16 protein-coding genes are annotated in these 19,191 nt (G+C 43.3%); 13 read left to right on the top strand and 3 right to left on the bottom strand.

Translation table 11 applies throughout. From position 1 onward, the window contains the following. The first annotated feature begins 712 nt into the window (after positions 1 to 712). The 3 genes from ACOOEY_RS00215 to ACOOEY_RS00205 all read left to right on the top strand — a co-directional run bounded on the left by ACOOEY_RS00215 (position 713) and on the right by ACOOEY_RS00205 (position 4,037). Entirely contained in the window at positions 713 to 2,038 is a 1,326-nt protein-coding gene (locus ACOOEY_RS00215) for a serine hydrolase domain-containing protein (protein WP_420386645.1), read from the top strand. A gap of 154 nt (positions 2,039 to 2,192) precedes the next feature. Further along, complete coding sequence (locus ACOOEY_RS00210) at positions 2,193 to 3,257, top strand: hypothetical protein (RefSeq protein WP_420386644.1); 1,065 nt, start codon at positions 2,193 to 2,195, stop codon at positions 3,255 to 3,257. Positions 3,258 to 3,305: 48 nt separating this feature from the next. Continuing rightward, on the top strand, positions 3,306 to 4,037 hold the full coding sequence (locus ACOOEY_RS00205; RefSeq protein ID WP_420386643.1) for a hypothetical protein: 732 nt from the start codon (positions 3,306 to 3,308) through the stop codon (positions 4,035 to 4,037). 195 nt (positions 4,038 to 4,232) lie between these two features. On the opposite strand, the gene ACOOEY_RS00200 is transcribed toward ACOOEY_RS00205, so the two are convergent. From ACOOEY_RS00200 to ACOOEY_RS00190, 3 genes are all read right to left on the bottom strand, one after another. Then, positions 4,233 to 4,430, bottom strand: a complete 198-nt coding sequence (locus ACOOEY_RS00200; protein WP_420386642.1) for a PLDc N-terminal domain-containing protein — start codon at positions 4,428 to 4,430, stop codon at positions 4,233 to 4,235. Positions 4,431 to 4,530: 100 nt separating this feature from the next. Further along, positions 4,531 to 4,746, bottom strand: coding sequence for a PLDc N-terminal domain-containing protein (locus tag ACOOEY_RS00195; protein WP_420386641.1), 216 nt, complete (start codon positions 4,744 to 4,746; stop codon positions 4,531 to 4,533). 100 nt (positions 4,747 to 4,846) lie between these two features. Next, positions 4,847 to 5,920: an AI-2E family transporter gene (locus tag ACOOEY_RS00190; protein WP_420386640.1), complete on the bottom strand. Its 1,074-nt coding sequence runs from the start codon at positions 5,918 to 5,920 to the stop codon at positions 4,847 to 4,849. A gap of 124 nt (positions 5,921 to 6,044) precedes the next feature. On the opposite strand from ACOOEY_RS00190, the gene ACOOEY_RS00185 reads away from it, so the two are divergent. The 10 genes from ACOOEY_RS00185 (at position 6,045) to ACOOEY_RS00140 (ending at position 19,189) form a co-directional block, all read left to right on the top strand. Beyond that, positions 6,045 to 6,992: an acetyl-CoA carboxylase carboxyltransferase subunit alpha gene (locus tag ACOOEY_RS00185; protein ID WP_420386639.1), complete on the top strand. Its 948-nt coding sequence runs from the start codon at positions 6,045 to 6,047 to the stop codon at positions 6,990 to 6,992. Positions 6,993 to 7,191: 199 nt separating this feature from the next. Continuing rightward, positions 7,192 to 7,863, top strand: a complete 672-nt coding sequence (locus ACOOEY_RS00180; protein ID WP_420386638.1) for a DUF6090 family protein — start codon at positions 7,192 to 7,194, stop codon at positions 7,861 to 7,863. After that, a complete protein-coding gene (locus ACOOEY_RS00175; protein WP_420386637.1) occupies positions 7,860 to 8,708 on the top strand; it encodes an MBL fold metallo-hydrolase in 849 nt (282 codons plus the stop codon). The genes ACOOEY_RS00180 and ACOOEY_RS00175 overlap by 4 nt, the downstream gene beginning before the upstream one ends. 3 nt (positions 8,709 to 8,711) lie before the next feature. Further along, positions 8,712 to 9,503, top strand: a complete 792-nt coding sequence (locus ACOOEY_RS00170) for a patatin-like phospholipase family protein (protein ID WP_420386636.1) — start codon at positions 8,712 to 8,714, stop codon at positions 9,501 to 9,503. A 161-nt stretch (positions 9,504 to 9,664) separates the two neighbouring features. Further along, positions 9,665 to 12,016: a TonB-dependent receptor gene (locus ACOOEY_RS00165; RefSeq protein WP_420386635.1), complete on the top strand. Its 2,352-nt coding sequence runs from the start codon at positions 9,665 to 9,667 to the stop codon at positions 12,014 to 12,016. 2 nt (positions 12,017 to 12,018) lie between these two features. Further along, positions 12,019 to 12,873, top strand: a complete 855-nt coding sequence (locus ACOOEY_RS00160) for a DUF4249 domain-containing protein (RefSeq protein ID WP_420386634.1) — start codon at positions 12,019 to 12,021, stop codon at positions 12,871 to 12,873. A 158-nt stretch (positions 12,874 to 13,031) separates the two neighbouring features. After that, positions 13,032 to 14,327 (top strand): GTPase-associated system all-helical protein GASH, encoded by a 1,296-nt coding sequence (locus ACOOEY_RS00155; protein WP_420386633.1) that lies wholly within the window; start codon positions 13,032 to 13,034, stop codon positions 14,325 to 14,327. Positions 14,328 to 14,335: 8 nt separating this feature from the next. Beyond that, the gene (locus tag ACOOEY_RS00150) at positions 14,336 to 15,319 is read left to right on the top strand and encodes a TRAFAC clade GTPase domain-containing protein (protein ID WP_420386632.1); all 984 of its coding nucleotides are present in this window, start codon (positions 14,336 to 14,338) and stop codon (positions 15,317 to 15,319) included. Next, a complete protein-coding gene (locus ACOOEY_RS00145; protein ID WP_420386631.1) occupies positions 15,306 to 16,133 on the top strand; it encodes a hypothetical protein in 828 nt (275 codons plus the stop codon). Before ACOOEY_RS00150 ends, ACOOEY_RS00145 begins: the two co-directional genes overlap by 14 nt. Further along, positions 16,130 to 19,189, top strand: coding sequence for a hypothetical protein (locus ACOOEY_RS00140; RefSeq protein ID WP_420386630.1), 3,060 nt, complete (start codon positions 16,130 to 16,132; stop codon positions 19,187 to 19,189). The genes ACOOEY_RS00145 and ACOOEY_RS00140 overlap by 4 nt, the downstream gene beginning before the upstream one ends. Positions 19,190 to 19,191: the final 2 nt, after the last annotated feature.

The following is a 19,191-nucleotide window of genomic DNA, read 5'->3' as shown; positions in this document are numbered from 1 at the left end:
AACGCGTCATTCCCGCGCAGCCTACCTTGATTGGCAGATAAAGCGGGAATCCCTAACGTCTCTTAATCTCCAACCACAAAGAGTATTGTCTAAAGACGTGCTGAACCCTTAATAATCCGTAACCAGACTGATCTTTGCCTTAAATGACGGTACACATGGCTGCCCCGGTACTGTCATTGCGAGAAATAAAACCTGTGATAACAAGGTTTTATGACGAAGCAATCTCTCAAGAAAGACGATGCAGGTTTTCTACCCTTGGCCCTAAAGGGGTAGTACTGTATCAGATCCGTTGACTCATCTGGTTTTCTATCTTGAGTAAAACGAAGAATCTGCCGAAGCCAAAGTATGGTAGATCCCTCCTTTCGGTCGGGATGGAAAAGTAGGGTGAATTTTGAGTTTCAAGTAACTAGCCCTATCGATTGAAGAGAGGAAGTAGTCCGTTTCTATGTCATTCAGAGCGAAACGCAGTGGAGCGAAGAATCTCATCTTACTAAAGACAGTCCCTTTTTCATCTTGAGTGTAGCGAAAGATCTGCCGAAGCCTGAAGTAACTCCATCCTTTAAAGAGCAGTACAATTTCATATCCATTGACGTATCTGATTTTCCACCTTGTATGAAGCGAAAGCCAATTTCTTCCACCTGTCTATTCTGTGTCTATCGACTAAATTTCTAGTTTCAGGCTGTTTTGGCGTGATTTGAACAAAAAAGAACAGATGAGAACATTAACGATTTTTATGGCGCTGGCGGTTCTTTCTATACAAGGTCAGGCTCAGCAGAATTTTAAAACCCTCGATTCAGCTTTAAGCATAATCGCAAAAGAGGAGATGTTTCATGGCCAGGTACTCATTGCCGAAAACGGAGAAATCAGGTTTCTGAAATCTTATGGTGAAACACAGCAAGGTCAAGCCTACATGAACACAACTCCCATAGATATTCAGTCGGTTGCTAAGGGCATTACCGCACTCAGTATTTTGCAGCTTTATGAGCAGGGAAAACTCAACCTCAATGATCCATTGGCAAAATACTTTCCTTCACTTAGTTTTTACCGTGGTGTACAATTGAAGCATATTCTGAACCACACCAGTGGTTTGCCACGGTTTTTTGAAGTAGTCTTCGCCAACTGGCCACACGATCAGTTCCTGAGTACTAAAGAAATGGTAGAACTGGTAGCCAGACTAAAACCTGGTGCCCAATCAAAACCAGGAGAGTTTGAAGCCTACAATCAAACTGCCTATATGTTATTGGCTGATATTGTAGAGCAGGTAACTGATATGTCTTTCACTGATTATGTAAGGCAGCAAATACTGGAACCAGCCGATATGACAGAAACCTATTTCAATGTAGAACAGTCAGACTACAAAACTAAGCTGGGTGAAGCAAACATTGATAATCTCTTCGCCCTGATGGTAGGCGATGGGGGTATGAAATCAACCGCTGAAGACCTCTATAGATTGGATAGGGCCATAGCGGAAGGCACTATCATTACACCCATAGTGATGAATCAGGCTTACAGACCCATGACACTCGGTAATGGAGAAGAAGGTCGATATGGCTATGGGGGTAGCCTGGTTGAAAAGAAAATGGGGCAGCGACAGTTCCAACACATTGGTCAGGGAGTTTCATCCAATGCAGTTGTAACCCGATATATTGATGAAGGAAATCTTCTGGTTGTATTGCATGATCAAAGTGTTCAATATGCCCTTCCCGTATATCAGGCTATCCAAAACATATGGAAAGGTAAACCCTTTGAAATGCCTGAAAAGCGAGTGGTTCATCAATTGACTGAAGAACAAATTGCCAAATACGTTGGAGACTATGGTGATAATGGTTTCATGCACCTGACCACTGAAGGTGGCAAACTATACATTCAACCTGACGGCAATCCAAGCAGAGTAGAAATCATTCCTTCCTCTGATACGACATTCTATTTTGAAGATCAGGATATGAACTGGGAGATTTATCTGGACGATCAAGGAAATGTGATCGGTTTTGGACCTATGGGTCAGAAAGACTTTATGATGAAACGGTGGAAAAAGTAGTCTGCCGAGCGTTTGAGAAATGGCTTCATTCTGGTACAGTGAAGTCATTTTTTATTTTCCGCTTATCATAGAATCATCCAATTCAATCAAGTAGACTACTCATTATGTTCACTAATCAGTAACTTACTGATTAAGAATGATTAGATCATACACAATGAAACGCGTAACACTTCTTCTGGCTCTGACCCTGGTATTCTCCGGATGTAAGGATGACGATGCCCCCTTAACCATTAATTCACAAGGTACTGTTAAACTCGAAAATCTGGATGGATTGGCCAGCGAAGGCTGGGGAGTAGGAGCACTGGTAGTCAGTAATGATGGTACCACTATTTACTATGCCATGGTCAACTATCAGACCGATGAATACAGCATCAGAAAGATTGACGAAGACAGCAACGTTACTACCATCCTGCATGGTGATGGGCAGATAGATGCTCTTGACATTTCCAATGATGATTCAAGAATTCTCTACAGCATCAGTAATGCTGAAACAGGGACTGTCATCTCTAAAATGTACGAGTATCCATTCCAGACACAGATCAATGCACTGCTTTTGACAGTGCAGGGTGACGGCTATTTCTGGGACCTGCAGTACCTGCCTGATGGTAATATTGTTTACACTCAGGGGAATGGTATCGTTGAAGTGTCGCTCAGACGTATGGAGCGGGAGAATAGACAAGTGACGGTATTGATGGATAAAGAGTTGAATCCACTTTTAAGAGATGTAGATGAGGTAAACAACAGGCTACTCGTTGAAGGCTGGACCAGCTCCAGAATCATGACCCTGGACTTTGATGGAGGCAACCTGATAGACTATGGATCTCAAACGCGGTACATAAGACCGCTAGGTTTTTCACCTGATGGGTCAAAAATACTGGCTTCTGAAGTAGTATCGCCCAATGATGCCAACCTCGCTCATTATGCAGCCGTGAGCTATGATGTGAATACCGGAGAAAAGACATTACTCACAGAATCGATGGATAACAACCTTCCTCTGGCCTTTGGCGAAAACGATCAGTCCCTGATTCTCGATGTAGATACGGGCAACGGGGAGCCGGGAGAGCTGTTCTTTTATGATGTAGCTACCCAGGTTTACACACCTATCACCACTAATGATATGTTCGAGCGCTTTCATGGCTTTTATGGAAACTCCTATGACAGGGTAATCTTCTCAGCCAGAAATACTACCGAGAATGCCCTGTTCATTCATAATAAGTAAAAGCAAGTTCTACGCATCAACCGGGTATAAAAAGGCCTAGATTCAGGTATGAGAAAAGTAATCTTCCTCTTCATCGCTTCGGTATCTGGCCTTGGGCTAATGGCCCAGATCAGTTCCACTTCGCAATTGCTGGATGCCATGCAGGTGAAGCACCGCAATCATTGGTTTAAGACTTTTACTTTCGAGCAGGAAACCATCAGATACAGTGGTGGCGCTGCCCGCGATACGTCCATCTGGAATGAGGCTATATTGTATCCTGACCGTTTCAGAATCGATTATGGTGAACCCGGCCGGTTCGTCATATTCAGAAATGACTCTGCCTATCGCTTTAGTCAGTCGGCATTTCAAAGTAAGCGACTGGAACCACAGGAGTTTCTGCTTTTTAAAGGAGGCATGTACTTTATGCCTGCCTATGAAGTATCAGGTAAGCTCAAAAACTATGGATACGACACTTCTCTGTTTCGTGAAGATCGCTTCAATGGCCAACGAGTCTATGTAGTTGGAGCCAAAGAAGGAGATCTCAAGGCCAAGCAATTCTGGGTCAATGCCGATCATTTTTATATTGTGAGAAGAATCAGTGCCCTAAGTGATGGCAGAGTACTGGACGTGCAGTATTCAGATCACAAGAAATTCGAAGGGGGATGGGTAGAGCAGAAGGTGATTTTCTACTTACAGGAGCAATTGATTCAAATTGAAAAATACCTCAACATTGAGGTAGGACAGGCACTGAGTGAGCAGATATTTGAGCCGGAAAACCCTAAGATGAACTGGTGGAAATAGGGTAGCCTGAAAGAGAAGTTTCGAAAAACTCTTTTTTTACTTTACAGCTGTTAAGATAATTCGCATCTTCGCACACAAATCACTAGACTATGTTTATTCTTGTTGTATTCGCCTTGTTTATCGCTGCAATTGCTGCTCCATTTGTATTGCCTAACACCAAAGTAAGCAAGCACAAAAAAGACTGGGAAGTATAAACTAATAGCGACTGATTCGCTGACTCCTTCCAATTATCCAATACAGTATTGATCCCAGTACCGGTAAGAGAATAACTACCAGTACCCAGATAATTTTATTCTGCTGAGGATCGAATTCATTTCTGAGTATGTCTACCAATGCGCCAATTACTATGAGCACCGGAATAGCATAAAAGACCAGAAGGATAAAAAACATCATAATGAGTTTTGTGGGTTTAGATTAGCAATGAAGATAATCACCTGCATGAAAATAAGCTAAAAGCCAGACCTTAATCTTTGAGACCTGGCTTTTTTAATACTTAGCCGGCTAGTCGCTGCTTTCTTCCCCAAATCAGATACATCAATATTCCGATGACAGGCAAAGAGAGCACAACAATCACCCAAATCAGCTTGAGTACATTGTCTTCAAAACGGCTTTGGATAATATTGAGCAAAACCATGGCCGGTAAAAGAATAAGCACAGCCAAAACAAATAGCAATGCATAGAAATAGGGATCTGTGGTAACACTGGACATACGATAAAATTAAGTGGTTAATGATTCGTATTATGCTAGCCCACAAGACCGTGGAACACGATCTTCAAAATACTTGAAGGCCTAAGATAGAGAAAAATACTTATCGTTCCAGCTGACTTCGTCCCATCAATTTCACCATCATATCAGCATCAGGTATCTGCGATAGAATGACCCTCGCCAATACGATCAACGGAACAGAAAGCAGCATACCTGCCACACCCCAGATATAGCCCCAGATAACCAGGCCAAGGATAACGGTTACCGTATTCAAAGCTACTGAAGAGCCCATTACCATTGGTTCAATGACATTACCCCAGATGAACTGAGTGGCAACCAGTAAGATAATGAAAAAGGTATAGGTACCACTGGAATCAATCTGCACCAGTCCCAATAAAATAGGGGGAATAGTCGCGGCAATCGATCCGACTGTAGGAATAAAGTTCAATAAGAAAGCCAGGAAGCCCCAGAAGAGAGAGAAGTCTAATCCAAAGGCATAGCTGATAATACCAAAGCAAAACCCGGTACAAAAGCTGGTAAAGAACTTCACCTTCATATAACTCACAATGGAGTTCTTGACTTCAACAAACGACCTCACCAAACGCTCTTTTCCCTCCGGATCATCACCCTCCAGGTAAGCAATGTATTTTTCATAGCGAACAATACTACCCAGAACTGCCACCAGATAAATAGCGCTGAGAATAAAGTTGAAGGTAAAGGCTCCCACAGAACTGGCCACGACTCCTGAAGTGTTCAGCAGAAACTCGGTTGAAATGATATTATTGAGCGTGTCAATAATCCCCTCAGTTTGCACACTGCCCACACCGGGAATAAAAGACAAGCCTTCTAATATCTCCTGAAACTTGTCATCTATCTGGGTGAGGAGCTTATCCTTTTGTTCTACAATCTGTAAACCCGTGTCATAAACAATCAGTCCAATAAGGAAAAGAAAGCCCAGAGTCAGAATAGTAATGAGCGAAATGCTAACTGTGTAAGGCCATTTCTTCTTATCGAGATAACTGATAATAGGAGAGACCAGGATACCAATAAAAAGAGCAAAGGCCAAAGGGATCAGTAGTGACGAAAGGGTCTTGATAATCATGATGCCTAAAATGGCTGCAAAAATCAGCAGCACATTCTTGACCACTCGCAGATCAGCGTTAAAAGTACTATTCATTCAATGGTAAAATTTGCGTAGATGGGCTTAAATTAAAGAAAATATTTCGCGCCAGCATTTATGCTAAAAAATTAAGTGGGAAAGGACTTTAATATTTAGTTTTGTACCTTGATCACAAACGGAGATGCTTTTGGAATTTGAACAACCCATAGTGGAACTTGAAGGAAAGCTGGCCGAGATGAAGCAATTGGCCGAGAGTAGCAGAGTAGATGTTACTGAAGATGTAAAGTCTTTGGAAAAGAAGATTCAGAAGCTTAAAGAAGAGACCTATAAAAACCTGACCAGGTGGCAGCGCGTTCAGTTGAGCCGCCATCCGGATCGTCCATATACATTAGACTATTTCTATAATATCACTGATGACTTTGTAGAGATTCATGGCGACAGAACCGTGAAGGATGACAAAGCCATGGTAGGTGGTTTTGGTACCATTGGTGGACAGACCGTTATGCTGGTAGGTCAGCAGAAAGGGAGAAATACCAAGCAGCGCCAGATGCGCAACTTCGGTATGGCTAACCCTGAAGGTTATAGAAAAGCCCTCAGGCTCTTCAAAATGGCTGAGAAATTCAATAAACCCATTGTCACCCTCATCGACACTCCTGGTGCTTATCCGGGTTTTGAGGCTGAGGAAAGAGGACAGGGGGAAGCCATTGCCAGAAACATTAAAGAGATGTTTATGTTGAAGGTGCCTGTTATCTGTATCATCATTGGTGAAGGTGCTTCCGGTGGAGCTCTGGGCATTGCCATTGGCGATAAGGTACTGATGCTGGAAAACACCTGGTATTCGGTGATCTCACCTGAATCATGCTCATCCATTCTCTGGAGAAGCTGGGATTATAAGGAACAGGCTGCAGAAGCTTTGAAGCTAACCGCTACTGATATGCAGAGCTTTGGTTTGATCGATGGAATTATCGAAGAGCCGCTGGGTGGTGCACACAGAAATCCGGAATGGATGTTCGATACCCTGAAGAATCGCATCCTGAAAGAGCTTGGGCCATTGATGAAAATGAGCGCTGAAGAGCGAATCAATACCCGTATTGACAAGTTCTCCGAAATGGGAGAAGTAGTAGAGTAAGCAGGCTCCTTCATATCACCTGTATTTGAAACTCAGGTTTTAACCGCAAGAGTACGCTAAGTTTAGTTTGGAGTTCACAAGAGACTTCAGACCTTTTTAATACTTGGCGTTCTCTGCGTTCTTAGCGGTAACTATTATCCCCGAAGCTACCTTTTTTATTTGCTTCAGTTTCTCGAACTTAGGCTTCACGAAATTCTCCATGGCGAAATCGAAAGCAAGCCGGAATTATAAGCCTTACTTCATTGACCTGATTGTGGTCATAGCCGGTATTACCATTGCCTTTATGCTGGATAATCTCTCGCAGAACAAGCAGGAGAAAAGGCAGGAACAACTCTATCTTCAGGCGCTGAAAGAAGACCTCGTCAGTGATCAGACCTCACTGCAAACCCTGATGGACTCATCTCAGGTCTTGGCCAAAAATGTGGGAGAGGCCTTCCAGTTGATGTATAGTCAACAACCTGTAGAGAAGTTTGAGAGCCGGCATGTGATCAGCACCTATATGGCCCCTTATTTCTCAGGCAACAATGGCACCTACAATGCGCTGATCAATTCAGGCGACATGAACATCATTTCTTCCTTTGAACTCAAAACAGCACTGGCTAATCACTATAATGTTTCCTATGCTGAGATCAGGAATAAAGACAGCTTTATCAGAAACCTGGTAGACCAACATTTGTATCCCTATATGCTCAAAAACATCACCTTTAATGGGAGAACAAGCATACAGAGCTACCAACCTTTGCTGACCAATGAGGCTATTAACATGATGGGGAGTTATCTCAATTTTATGAACCTGCGTAATGAAGGCTATGGACAGTTAAAGCAAAAGTGCGACTCACTTATACAACTAATTGATAATCAGTTAAAATGAAATTACACATCATAGATACCGGGCGTTTTAAATTAGATGGTGGAGCCATGTTTGGGGTAGTACCTAAAAGTCTGTGGACCCGTACCAATCCGGCCGATGAAAACAACCTTTGTACCTGGGCCATGCGATGTCTTCTGATTGAAGATGGAGATCAGCTGATCCTAATCGACAATGGTATCGGTAATAAACAGGACGCTAAATTCTTCAGTCATTACTATCTGCATGGTGACGGCTCATTAGATGGCTCACTGGAGAAAGCTGGCTTCCACAGAAATGACATCACCGATATGTTCCTCACTCACCTGCATTTCGATCACTGTGGTGGTGGAGTTGATTATATAGGCGATGATCCTAACAAACTGGAGCTTCATTTTCCCAATGCTAAATACTGGTCTAACCAGGAGCACTGGAAATGGGCTACACAACCCAATGCCAGAGAAAAAGCTTCCTTCCTGAAAGAGAACATCCTGCCCATGCAGGAAAGCGGTAACCTGCACTTTATGCCGGCCAATGGTAAATCACCCTTCAACCAGTTCGATGTCTTTTTGGCCGATGGTCATACCGACAAGCAGATGATTCCTAAAATCAAGTATAAGGACCATACCATTGCCTTTATGGCCGATTTACTACCATCAGTAGGACATATTCCACTACCTTATGTCATGGGTTACGATACACGACCCTTGTTGACCTTGAAAGAGAAAGAGGAGTTCTTAAATGAAGCCGCAGACAATGAATATGTGCTCTTTTTAGAACATGACCCGGTCAACGAGTGTTGTACAGTGAAGCACACCGAAAAAGGAGTGAGGCTGGACAAAACATTTCCTTTGAAAGAAATTCTCTAAGACATGAAAGTAGGATTGGCATTATCGGGAGGTGGAGCAAGAGGTTTTGCTCACCTGGGCGTTTTAAAGGCGCTGGAAGAAGCCGGAATCAAAGTAGATATGCTCAGTGGCGCCAGTGCCGGATCGGTAGCTGCCGCTTTCTATGCTTACGGCTATGGTCCCGAAGAAACCCTTAAGATTTTCGAGAATACCAATATCCTCAAACTCGTTTGGCCCGCCTTCAGTGTTACCGGACTCCTGAATATTCAGAAGACAGAATCCGTTTACAAGAGGTATCTGGAAGAAGACAGCTTCGAGAATAGTGAAATACCACTTTATATTGCTGCTACCAACCTCAATGAGGGAAAGGCTGAGCTGTTCAACTCAGGCTCACTCAGACAGGCCATTATGGCTTCCTGCTGTATTCCTTTCATTTTCGATCCGGTGAAGATTGGCAATGATCACTATGTCGATGGAGGCATACTCAATAATATGCCTACCGAAATACTTAAAGAGAAGGGGTGTGACTTCATTATTGGGGTGAATGTAGCACCGGTGATCAAAGAGCCAACCCTTTCCGGCCCCAAGCGAATGATTGAACGAGTGACAGTGCTGGCGCTTAGTGCCAATGTGCTGGCCAGTAGCAAACTGTGTGATGTCTATATCAAGCCTGCAGAGCTCAGAAGCTTCGGCACTTTCGACTTTAAAAAATCCAGAGAGCTATTTACCATCGGCTATGATTACACAAAAGATATGCTGGAAACAATGGATAACGATAAGCTCAAATCCTTAATCAATCAGCCCAAAAGCGCCTGATCCTGATTTTTTAACTCAAGCTTAACATACTTTTGTCGCTTTGGCGTAACCTTTGCTCAAGGCATACGCTAAAAAAGTTTTCCCTTCCTGTACGTGTAATACACTTTTGAATCGTCATAAGGGCAAAGGATTAAAAATCAAAAACTCAATCAAAAACAACAATGCGCAAATTAACGCTTATGACCTGGGTGCTATGCATGGTCAGCATAGTACAGGCCCAGGAGAAATTCACATTGAACGGTTATATCAGAGATGCATCCAATGGTGAGGAACTCATTGGGGTAACTGTTTTCGTAGAAGAGACCAAAACCGGAGTTATTTCCAACCCATATGGTTTCTATTCCATCACTTTACCACAAGGCACTTACCATATCAGGTACAGCTTTATTGGTATGGAAAATCAGGTAAAAGAGATTGTACTGGACAAAGACATCTCCATGAATATCGATCTGAACCTGCAAGCCACGGAACTGACTGAAGTTGTGGTAACCGGGGAAAGAGAAGATGAGCAGGTAGTTAACATTCAGATGAGCAAGAATGAAATAGATATGGCTCAGGTGAAGAAGCTGCCGGCTCTGTTTGGTGAACCGGACATCATTAAAACAATCCAGATGCTTCCGGGCGTAATCTCGGCAGGAGAGGGAACCTCCAGTTTCTTCGTACGTGGTGGAAGTGCCGACCAGAACCTGATTCTGATCGATGAGGCTCCGGTATATGACCCTTCCCACTTATTCGGGCTGTTTTCCGTATTCAACGCGGATGTTATTAAGGATTCTGAGCTTTATAAAGGTGGAATTCCTTCCAGATTCGGTGGACGTTTATCATCCATTCTCGAAGTAAGAACCAAAGACGGTAATAACAAGGAATTTGGAGGTGAAGCTGGTATTGGCTTACTGGCCAGTAGCCTGATGCTGGAAGGCCCGATTAAGAAGGAGGAAAGCTCCTTTATCGTTTCGGCCAGAAGATCGTATGTAGATTTATTTCTAAAGGCAGCAGATCAGGATAACCTGGTGTACTTCTATGATGTGAACGCCAAGGTGAACTGGAGAGCCAATAACAAGAACCGCTTCTTTGTGGCCTTATACGCAGGTAGAGACGACTTTAGCTTTGGCGATGACTTCGGCTTCGACTGGGGAAACAAAACGGGTACATTCCGTTGGAATCACCTGTTCAACGACAAACTGTTTTCCAATACTTCACTGATTGCGAGTCGATTCGACTATGGCCTGGCTTCAACCAGTGAAAGCGATGGCTTTGAATGGGATTCATTCATTACCGAGTACAGTTTCAAGCAAGACCTGAACTACTTTTTCAACCCGAAATTGAGCCTTGACTTTGGCTATCACTTAACCTACCGGCAGTTTAGCCCGGGGATTATTAATCCTGATGAAGGTTCTATTTTCAAGCGTACCGAATTGCAGGAGGAGTTTGCTCTCGATCACGCTTTCTATGCCGGTTTTGAGCAGCAGATCACAGACAGGCTCAGCGTACAGTATGGCGCCAGACTATCCATCTTCCAGAATATCGGAGAGCAGATGGTCTATGAGTATCAGGACATCTCGAATAATGTAGAACCCATTAGAGTAGATTCTACCTATTATGACAGCTTCGAAAACATTAAGACTTATGTGAACCTGGAGCCAAGGTTTGCTGCCCGCTACATCCTGAATGAAAGCAGCAGTATTAAGGCCAGCTACAACCGCATGGTGCAGAATACGCACCTCATTAGTAGTGGAACCGTTCCATTACCATTCAATACCTGGGCACCGAGTTCGGTGTATCTGCAGCCTCAGTTAGCAGATCAGTTTGCCGTGGGCTACTTCAAGAACCTGGAGAACAACAAGTATGAGCTTTCAGTGGAAGCTTATTACAAAGACATGCAGAATGTCACCGACTTTGCTGACAATGCCAGAATCTTCTTTAATAAGGATCTGGCTACTGAATTCCGTCAGGGTAGCTCCGAGGCTTATGGACTGGAATTTATGGCTCAGAAGAAGAAAGGTGCCCTGACAGGCTTTGTTTCCTATACCTGGTCTAAGGTGACCAGACTGGTGCCCGAAGTGAATCAGGGCCGTGAATTCTTTGCCAATTACGACCGTAGAAACAGCCTGAACGTAGTGGCCACTTATGAGTACAATGACAAATGGACTTTCGGTGGAAACTTTACTTATGGTACCGGCCGACCAATTACCTTACCTGCCGGTTCCTACGAATTTGGCGATGGCTACATCCCGGATATCATCACCGAAAGAAACGGCTACAGACTGGACGACTTTCACAGACTGGACCTGAGTGCCACCCTGACGCCAAGGAAAAATACAGGCAAGAAGTACCAGACATCATGGACTTTCGCCCTGTACAATGCCTACAGCCGTAAGAATCCATTCTCAGTGTACACCAGAGTTCAAATGGATGATGATGACAACATCATTGGCGATGGTACACAAAAAGAGGCCAGATTGATTTACCTGTTCCCGATACTTCCTTCAGTAACCTACAATATCACCTTCTAATCATGAAAAACATTAAAACATATATACTCGCTTTAGGTCTTTTGCTGACCATTATGGGCTGCGAAGAAACCATTACCATAGATAGTCCGGAGACCGAGAACAAAGTAGTCATCGAGGGATTGGTGACGAATGTACAGGGGCAGAGCTATGTGAAAGTATCCAGAAACAGGAGCTTTTATGATGAAGGCTCCACAGACAGAATTACCAATGCTCAGGTAGCTATTACGACATCAGGAGGGGAGCAGGTCGTTTTGGTACATAACCCATCGGGAGAGGCTGAGAGCGAAGGTTTCTATTATCCAAATGCCAACTTTGCCGGTGCCATTGGTAGTACCTATACCCTCAATGTAGAAGTAGATGGAACCACTTACTCAGCTACTGATGAATTGTTACCTGTGACTCAAATTGACTCACTTACGGTTAAGGTGGACCCTGATGAGTTTGAAGATCCCGAAGAACCGGGAAGATTCCTGGCTGTCTTCTTCTTTGCCAAGGAACCTCAGGACAGAGAGGATTATTACCTCTTTAAGTTTTACCGAAATGATGAGTTGGTACTGGACTGGCCAACAGATATTTACGTTTTCGATGATGAAACACTGGGAGAATCCATTGACGATATTGAAATCGCAGGTTATTACCAGGAAGGCGAACGTGCCAAGGTGGAAATGTACAGCCTGAGCCGGGAAGGGTTTATCTTCTATTCGGACCTGAATAACCTCATCAATAATGACGGAGGCATGTTTAGCCCACCACCAGCCAATCCCAGAAACAACCTCAGCAATGGTGCCTTAGGTTTCTTTCAGGCCAGTGCGGTAGCCTCCCTGGAGATTACGGTGACACCACCGGATGAGGAGTAGACCATATCAGAAATATTGAATTGACTTAAATGCCCGCCAAAAGGTGGGCGTTTTTGTTTTTATCAATTCTTATTTCTACATCTACAAAACAGATTTAGAATTGTATTCTGGAATAATTTATATTTGAAATAACATAATTAAAATTATAATAAACGCCTATGCCAGAATCGATCCTTCAAAGCTACCTGACCTTTCAACACATTAAGGTCACTGATGAATCAAGTATTGACAACCTGAAAAAGGCAGTAACCGATATTAAAAAGCTGCTTATAAAAAAGAAGCCAAAAGTCATAACCTACACACTCGTGGCACTTGACCCTAAGATCAAAGACACTGATCCGGTAGTTCAGGAAGTTGAAGACATCATCATCAAGAAATGGTCTACCTTCAAAAACAATGTGACAGCCACCAAGGACAAATCGACCACTTATGTCAGAGCAGTCATTCTTGAATCATTAAGCCAATTGGCAAAAAGTGATGTAGCTTTTGCCGCTATGGTTTGGCACACGGCTCGCGATGTGGTTCAATACTATCATTTGGATGCAGAGAAGAACGCTATAGACAAGCTTTTACAAAATGTAGCTGACAGTACTGAAGTAGAAGGCCAAGCTATTTGGGGAATAGGTAAGAAAATTCAAGCAAGTCAATTCAAAGGAGACGAGGTTACTATTAACACTCCAAAGGCAGCTCAAATTGATGAAGGAACTCTTAAACAACACTTGTTAGAAGCTGCACAGCATAGTGGATGGAAAAGCTACTCTGAAAACACTGGAAATAATCCGCACCCGCCTAATAATCAGTACTGGGCGGGTTACTTTGCAAATAATTTTGCAAAAGGACTTTCTGATGAGATCAACTCTGCTTTATTCCAACAAAGCAAATCCTTATCTGCAATTTCTGATTCAGTAAAGAAGAGTCTGGATAGTTACTTTGCTGAACTTCAACCGTTTTTCGAAGAAATAAACAGCTCTTTTGTCAGCAGCATCACTGCCAACAACAAACGCAGTGAACTGATTTGGTGGAAGCAAGCCCTTTATTCTCCCAGGCTCAATGCTTCCTATCGCGGCTTAAGTCCGTTGGATACCGCCATTACGACAGCTTTTGACTTAGCCGATCAGGTTGGCCCCATCTGTCCCATAAGTGTTGACTACTTGCTTCGAGAAACGCTGAAAGATCTGCAAGGCGAAGAAGCAGATAAAAAGAAGTCACTGGGCGACTGGCTTGGTGAGATTTCCAACGCGACCGTTGATTCAAAATCAACTTTGGCTGAACATGCCGTAGAAAACGATGAGCGCAAAACGCTTTTAGTAGGACTGGCAAATGCAGTATCAAAAGGTTCCGAACACTTTTTTGATGAAACAGGGATCGACAGTAAGGACGAAGTTTCTTTATCGGACCTGGCTCTCTGGTTAATTCACGGATTGCAAGCAAATGCCTTAGCAACAGCTAAATAAGAAGAAAGATGGCCAGACGTCAATGTAGTAAGGAGGACTGTCATGCCCCTCAGGATTTTTGTCAGGAATTAGGATCGCCAGAGTATCCAAAGTGCAAACATTTTATAGCAAACGCTCATAAAGAAGAAGCCAAGGTAACTTCCAAGAAGAATAAAACAATAAGCACCATTCCCTGGAGTGGTGATTTTTTGCAGCAAGATGAGATTGACCTGCTGGCGCATAGAGGCACACCAAAGATCATTGGCCTGATAGGTTCTTCGGGAGCAGGTAAAACAACTTACCTCGCCATGCTCTACACCTTACTGTTCAATGGTAAACTAATTGAGGGCTGGGATTTTGCCGGTAGCTATACACTGAGCGGTTGGGAATTACAGGCCAAAACATTACACATAAAGGAAAATGGAAAGGTGCGCTATCCTGATGCTACGCCTTCCGACAAAGATTTTCAAAGCCTCTATCATCTTGCTCTACGCAATGAAAACCACTTACACGATGTTCTCTTTGCAGATTCTTCCGGTGAGGTTTTTTCTAAATGGGCAGACAATGTTGACGATCCTTCGGCAGAAAATGCGGGATGGATCTATGAAAAATCTCATGGCTTTTTGTTTTTCATCGACTGCCAGGCCATCATAGATCAACGTGGAAGGGCAAAGCTGGAAATTGTTCAACTGGCTGAACAGGTCAAAAAAGGGTTGAATAAACGTCCAATCGTGTTGTTATGGTCTAAGGCTGATTTGGCAGACAGCATGAGAAGTAACATCGTGGAATCGATAGAAACGAGTCTCAAAACATTGTTTCCAGATGCCATTTCGCTTCAAATCAGCAACTACTCAAAATCAGACTCAGATGAGCTGTGCCATGTCAATAACCTAAAAGGCACCGAGTCTTTGTTGAATCAAATGGATAATCCGCAACCATTGACAGTCGCGCCAATGCAACCGGAGTCAAGTGACTTTTTCTTTAAATACAGAGGTAGCTATGGAAGCAAATAACGAACTACTCATCATCGGCCCTCCAAAATCGGGTAAGACCACCTTTTTGGCACAACTTTATGGCCGGCTCTTAACAAGAGAGGGGAAGTTGAAACTGGCTGAAGTTCCCGGAAATATTGAAGGGATCAAGAATGCCTACAAGCGTCTGGCAGAAGGAAAAGAGACAGAAGCTACTGCCTCTACGGAGAATCTGGAAGTGTCCTTTTCTGTTGTAGAAGGCGAGAAGGAATTTGTACTGAATTGCAAAGACTATGGTGGAGAGCAGGTGCGCGACCTTGTCAAGCTGCTGGAATATGACAAAACTTGGATCAAGCGGTCAAAAGAAAATGATCGATGGATACTCTTTATCAGACCAGCAGAAATAGAGAGCCGTTATGACCTGAGCATGAAAGGCTTTGCTGAGGTAGAGAAAAAGAAAGAAGCTCAACCCACAAGCGGTTCATCAGAACAATCCCAATTCATAGAGTTAATTCAAGTTTTGCTTCATGCCAGAGGCACCGGAATGAAAGAGCCGATCAGCAACCCTTGTTTGCTCATAGCGCTCACATGCTGGGATGAACTAAATACTACCGACACTCCCGAGCAGGTATTGCAAAACAAACTACCGTTGTTTTATCAATTTATTCGGTCAAATTGGAAAGAAGGAAAATTCAAAGTCACCGGGGTTTCTGCACAAGAATTCCCCTTGGATAGCCAGGAAAATCAAGACAAATACCTGGATGAATTACCTGAAAGCTTTGGTTATCTCGTCACGGATGGCAATCCTGAAGAAAGAGACTTGACCCGCTTGATCCATGAGGTTTTGAATTTATGATGATCATAGAGCAAGCGATATACGGGGAAAAGCAAGGCGTTACCTCCGGCCATGATCTCTTAGCAGCTTCAGAAGAAAAGAATGAGCTGTTCGAACGGGTTAGCGGATATACCGACCTTGCTGATCGGCCGGAGGGAGGCGTACTACAAGCACCCGTTGTGCGTGGTTTTTTTGTACAAGATCATTTCCTGCTGATCAAGACCTTTCCCGATAGCCAAACATTGCGTTCAGGAAGAGTATTTGCCCACGCCCTTTTTATCAAAAAAGAAGACTTACCAAAGGTCAAGGACATTACTGATCTCTTTAAGTTCCATTTAACCGCCATCGACAAAGAAGCGGCCATGGCTTCTATAGAATATACTCCTATTGATATTAAAGCCCCTTCATCTTTACTCGCCCCACAAGAAATGGCCGCAGTCAATGCACTGCTTGCGGACGAAAGGGTAGTCTGGCTTTCAGAAGAGGGTTATTGGGAATGGCTAAATCGTATCTGGCCGAGAATTCCCTTCGAGACCAAAATGAAGCTTCGTATTGGAGCCGCATTTAATCCGCAGCGACTGAATGCCGAAATGGTCAACATCGTTTTTGTACCTGGCGATTCGAAGTCACTTTGGGCAAGGCATTTCATTGAAGTGATCGATTCCACCGCGGTCGATTCATCCCCATCGCCTTTAGCCTATTGGCTCGTTGGCAACAAAACTCAGGCATCCGAATTTCAACAATTAATAGACGACTTCAGCCCAAAGGTCAATTCCCTGTCTGTACTCAAAAGACTGCAGGATTACGGTAAGGTGTACAATACCTTGGATCAGGCACCTAAACCAGGTCCAATGCTAGCCTTTGCTAACTTCATTTCTCAGGTCAGCCCCAACAGCAATTCTGGCATGAAGGGAAAAGAAAAGTTGTTTTTGGCCATTCTGGATGCAACTACTCAGGCAACTGTGCAACAGATTACAGCTCTTATCTACCAGACTTGGAAAGGCTTTCCTAATGCCATTCCAAGGATCTCAAACGTTCTGAACGATTGGCTGACAAGGAACCTCCTAAGCAAAGGACACGCAAAAGAGTCAGGCAGTATATTGATAAAAGCCCTGCAATCCGATCAACCCAATTGGTGGAAAGAAACCGTATTCGGCTTTATCAAAGAACGGTTAGCACATCAGAAACCCGGGGATGCTAATACCATTTGGATCTGGATGATCGATCAGCCGGAACTAATCTCAAAACACGGTTTGTGGTTGCCTGATACTGCTGAAAATGATCTGGTGAAAGCTTTACCAAAGCTTGAAAAGTCAGTAGCAGAGCTCGTACTAAAGATGGCAATTGAGAGAAAATGGCTATTACTCCATGCAAAAACTGTTACCCATGTTTACAGTCCCGTCCAATCCATTGAATCACAACTGGCTATAGATATAGACAATGATCATCTTTCGGGCTTAAAAACTCTTTCAGAGGCCATTAAGGACAGCCAGTTTGTAGAGATTGCATCTGGAAAAGATGAAACGCGACTGCATCAAATAGCCGGGGAAATGATCGCCAATAATGCCCAGTTGCTTAAACATGTTGACATCACGAAACCTGGAGGACAAATTTGCTGGGAGCTATCCGTTAAACAAGGTGGTAAGCTTTGGGCAGGAGTGAAGGCACCTGAAGAATTGCTTTTCAAGGTCATGGATCATCTGCTAACTGGCAAAGACTTTAAAGAAAGTCTGCTTGTCTCCATAAGCAATAGTGAAATCAATGATCTCACGCGTTATTCGAAGAGAAGTCAAATTTGGGAAGTTCTTCCTAAAAATGTCAAACCCAACTTTCTCTCAAGCACTTCAAAGTCAGTGCTTACTATGTATTTACTCGGGTCAATTCCAGTAAAAGAAATTGAAAAACCGATTTCTGACACTATCATTTCAGACTCTTTTCAAACTCAGTTCTTACATGAAAAGAAGGCGGACATTGAAAGTGTCCTTAAGCTCTGCGAAGGCTTCTCAGGACTGAAAGACGAATTTTTGAGTGGTTATATCCATTACTTCGGCTCAACCATATCGGAGTCGCAAGCATTTAGGCTCGGTACAATTGTTAAGCAAAGAGGACATAGAAAAACTGCTCGGTGTATTTATGATAAGTCAAAATACAACCATTCTTTCACCGCTGCTTATCAGGCCTGCAGCAACTTGGTTGAACTAAGCCTCTTTGAAAGGTTATTCAGTACAACATCAAATTTTCAGAAACACACAACTTCAGCAGCAATGCAGATCAAAAAAAGCAATGAATCATCCAGCCCGATTGTGGTAATACTGACCGCAATAAAAGAGGAATATCAAGCCGTGAGAGAGCATTTGACAAAAATCGTTGATGCTGATATGGATTCCACCACTTATGAAGGAGGAGTGTTCGAATATCAGGGAAAGACCATTGCTAATGTTATCATCCGTGAGTGCGGGGCGAGAAATACCACAGCATCCCAAGAAGCGGAAAGAGCCATTAAGAACTTTAATCCCGATCTAATTCTATTTGTTGGAATTGCCGGTTCTAGGAAGCCTAATGATTTTAGAATAGGCGATGTTATTTTCCCGGATAAAGTGTATTACTACGAAGGTGGAAAGGCATCAGAAAAGTCTTTTAAGGCAAGACCTGATGCAGTTTCACCATCGTTTGATCTTATTGAAAAGGCCAAGAAGGAGAGAAACAAAGATGATTGGAATAGTCTGATCAAAGGAGAGTATGACAGCACACCCAACGCTGACATAGGCATAATAGCATCAGGAGAGCAGTTGATCGATCATTACGATTCCGAAGTGGGGAAAATAATAACAGACCATTACAACGACTCTTCAGTCGTGGAAATGGAAGGTTACGGCTTTCTCAAAGCAGTACAAAGGCAAGGAAAGGGCGCTCAAAATACTTTATATGGCATTGTCCGGGGCATTTCAGACATTTTAGAACGTGAAGAACTAGATCAAACTCATTTGGCAGGAGATAGAAGGCCGGAAAATGCAAAGCAATTTGCTTCAGATTCGGCCGCAGCTTTCGCTTTTTGGCTTATACTAAAGGCTCTCTAAAA

The sequence above is a fragment of the Roseivirga sp. genome (assembly GCF_965216855.1).
Classification (GTDB): Bacteria; Bacteroidota; Bacteroidia; order Cytophagales; family Cyclobacteriaceae; genus Roseivirga.
This window is presented reverse-complemented; position numbering and strand designations above follow the sequence as displayed.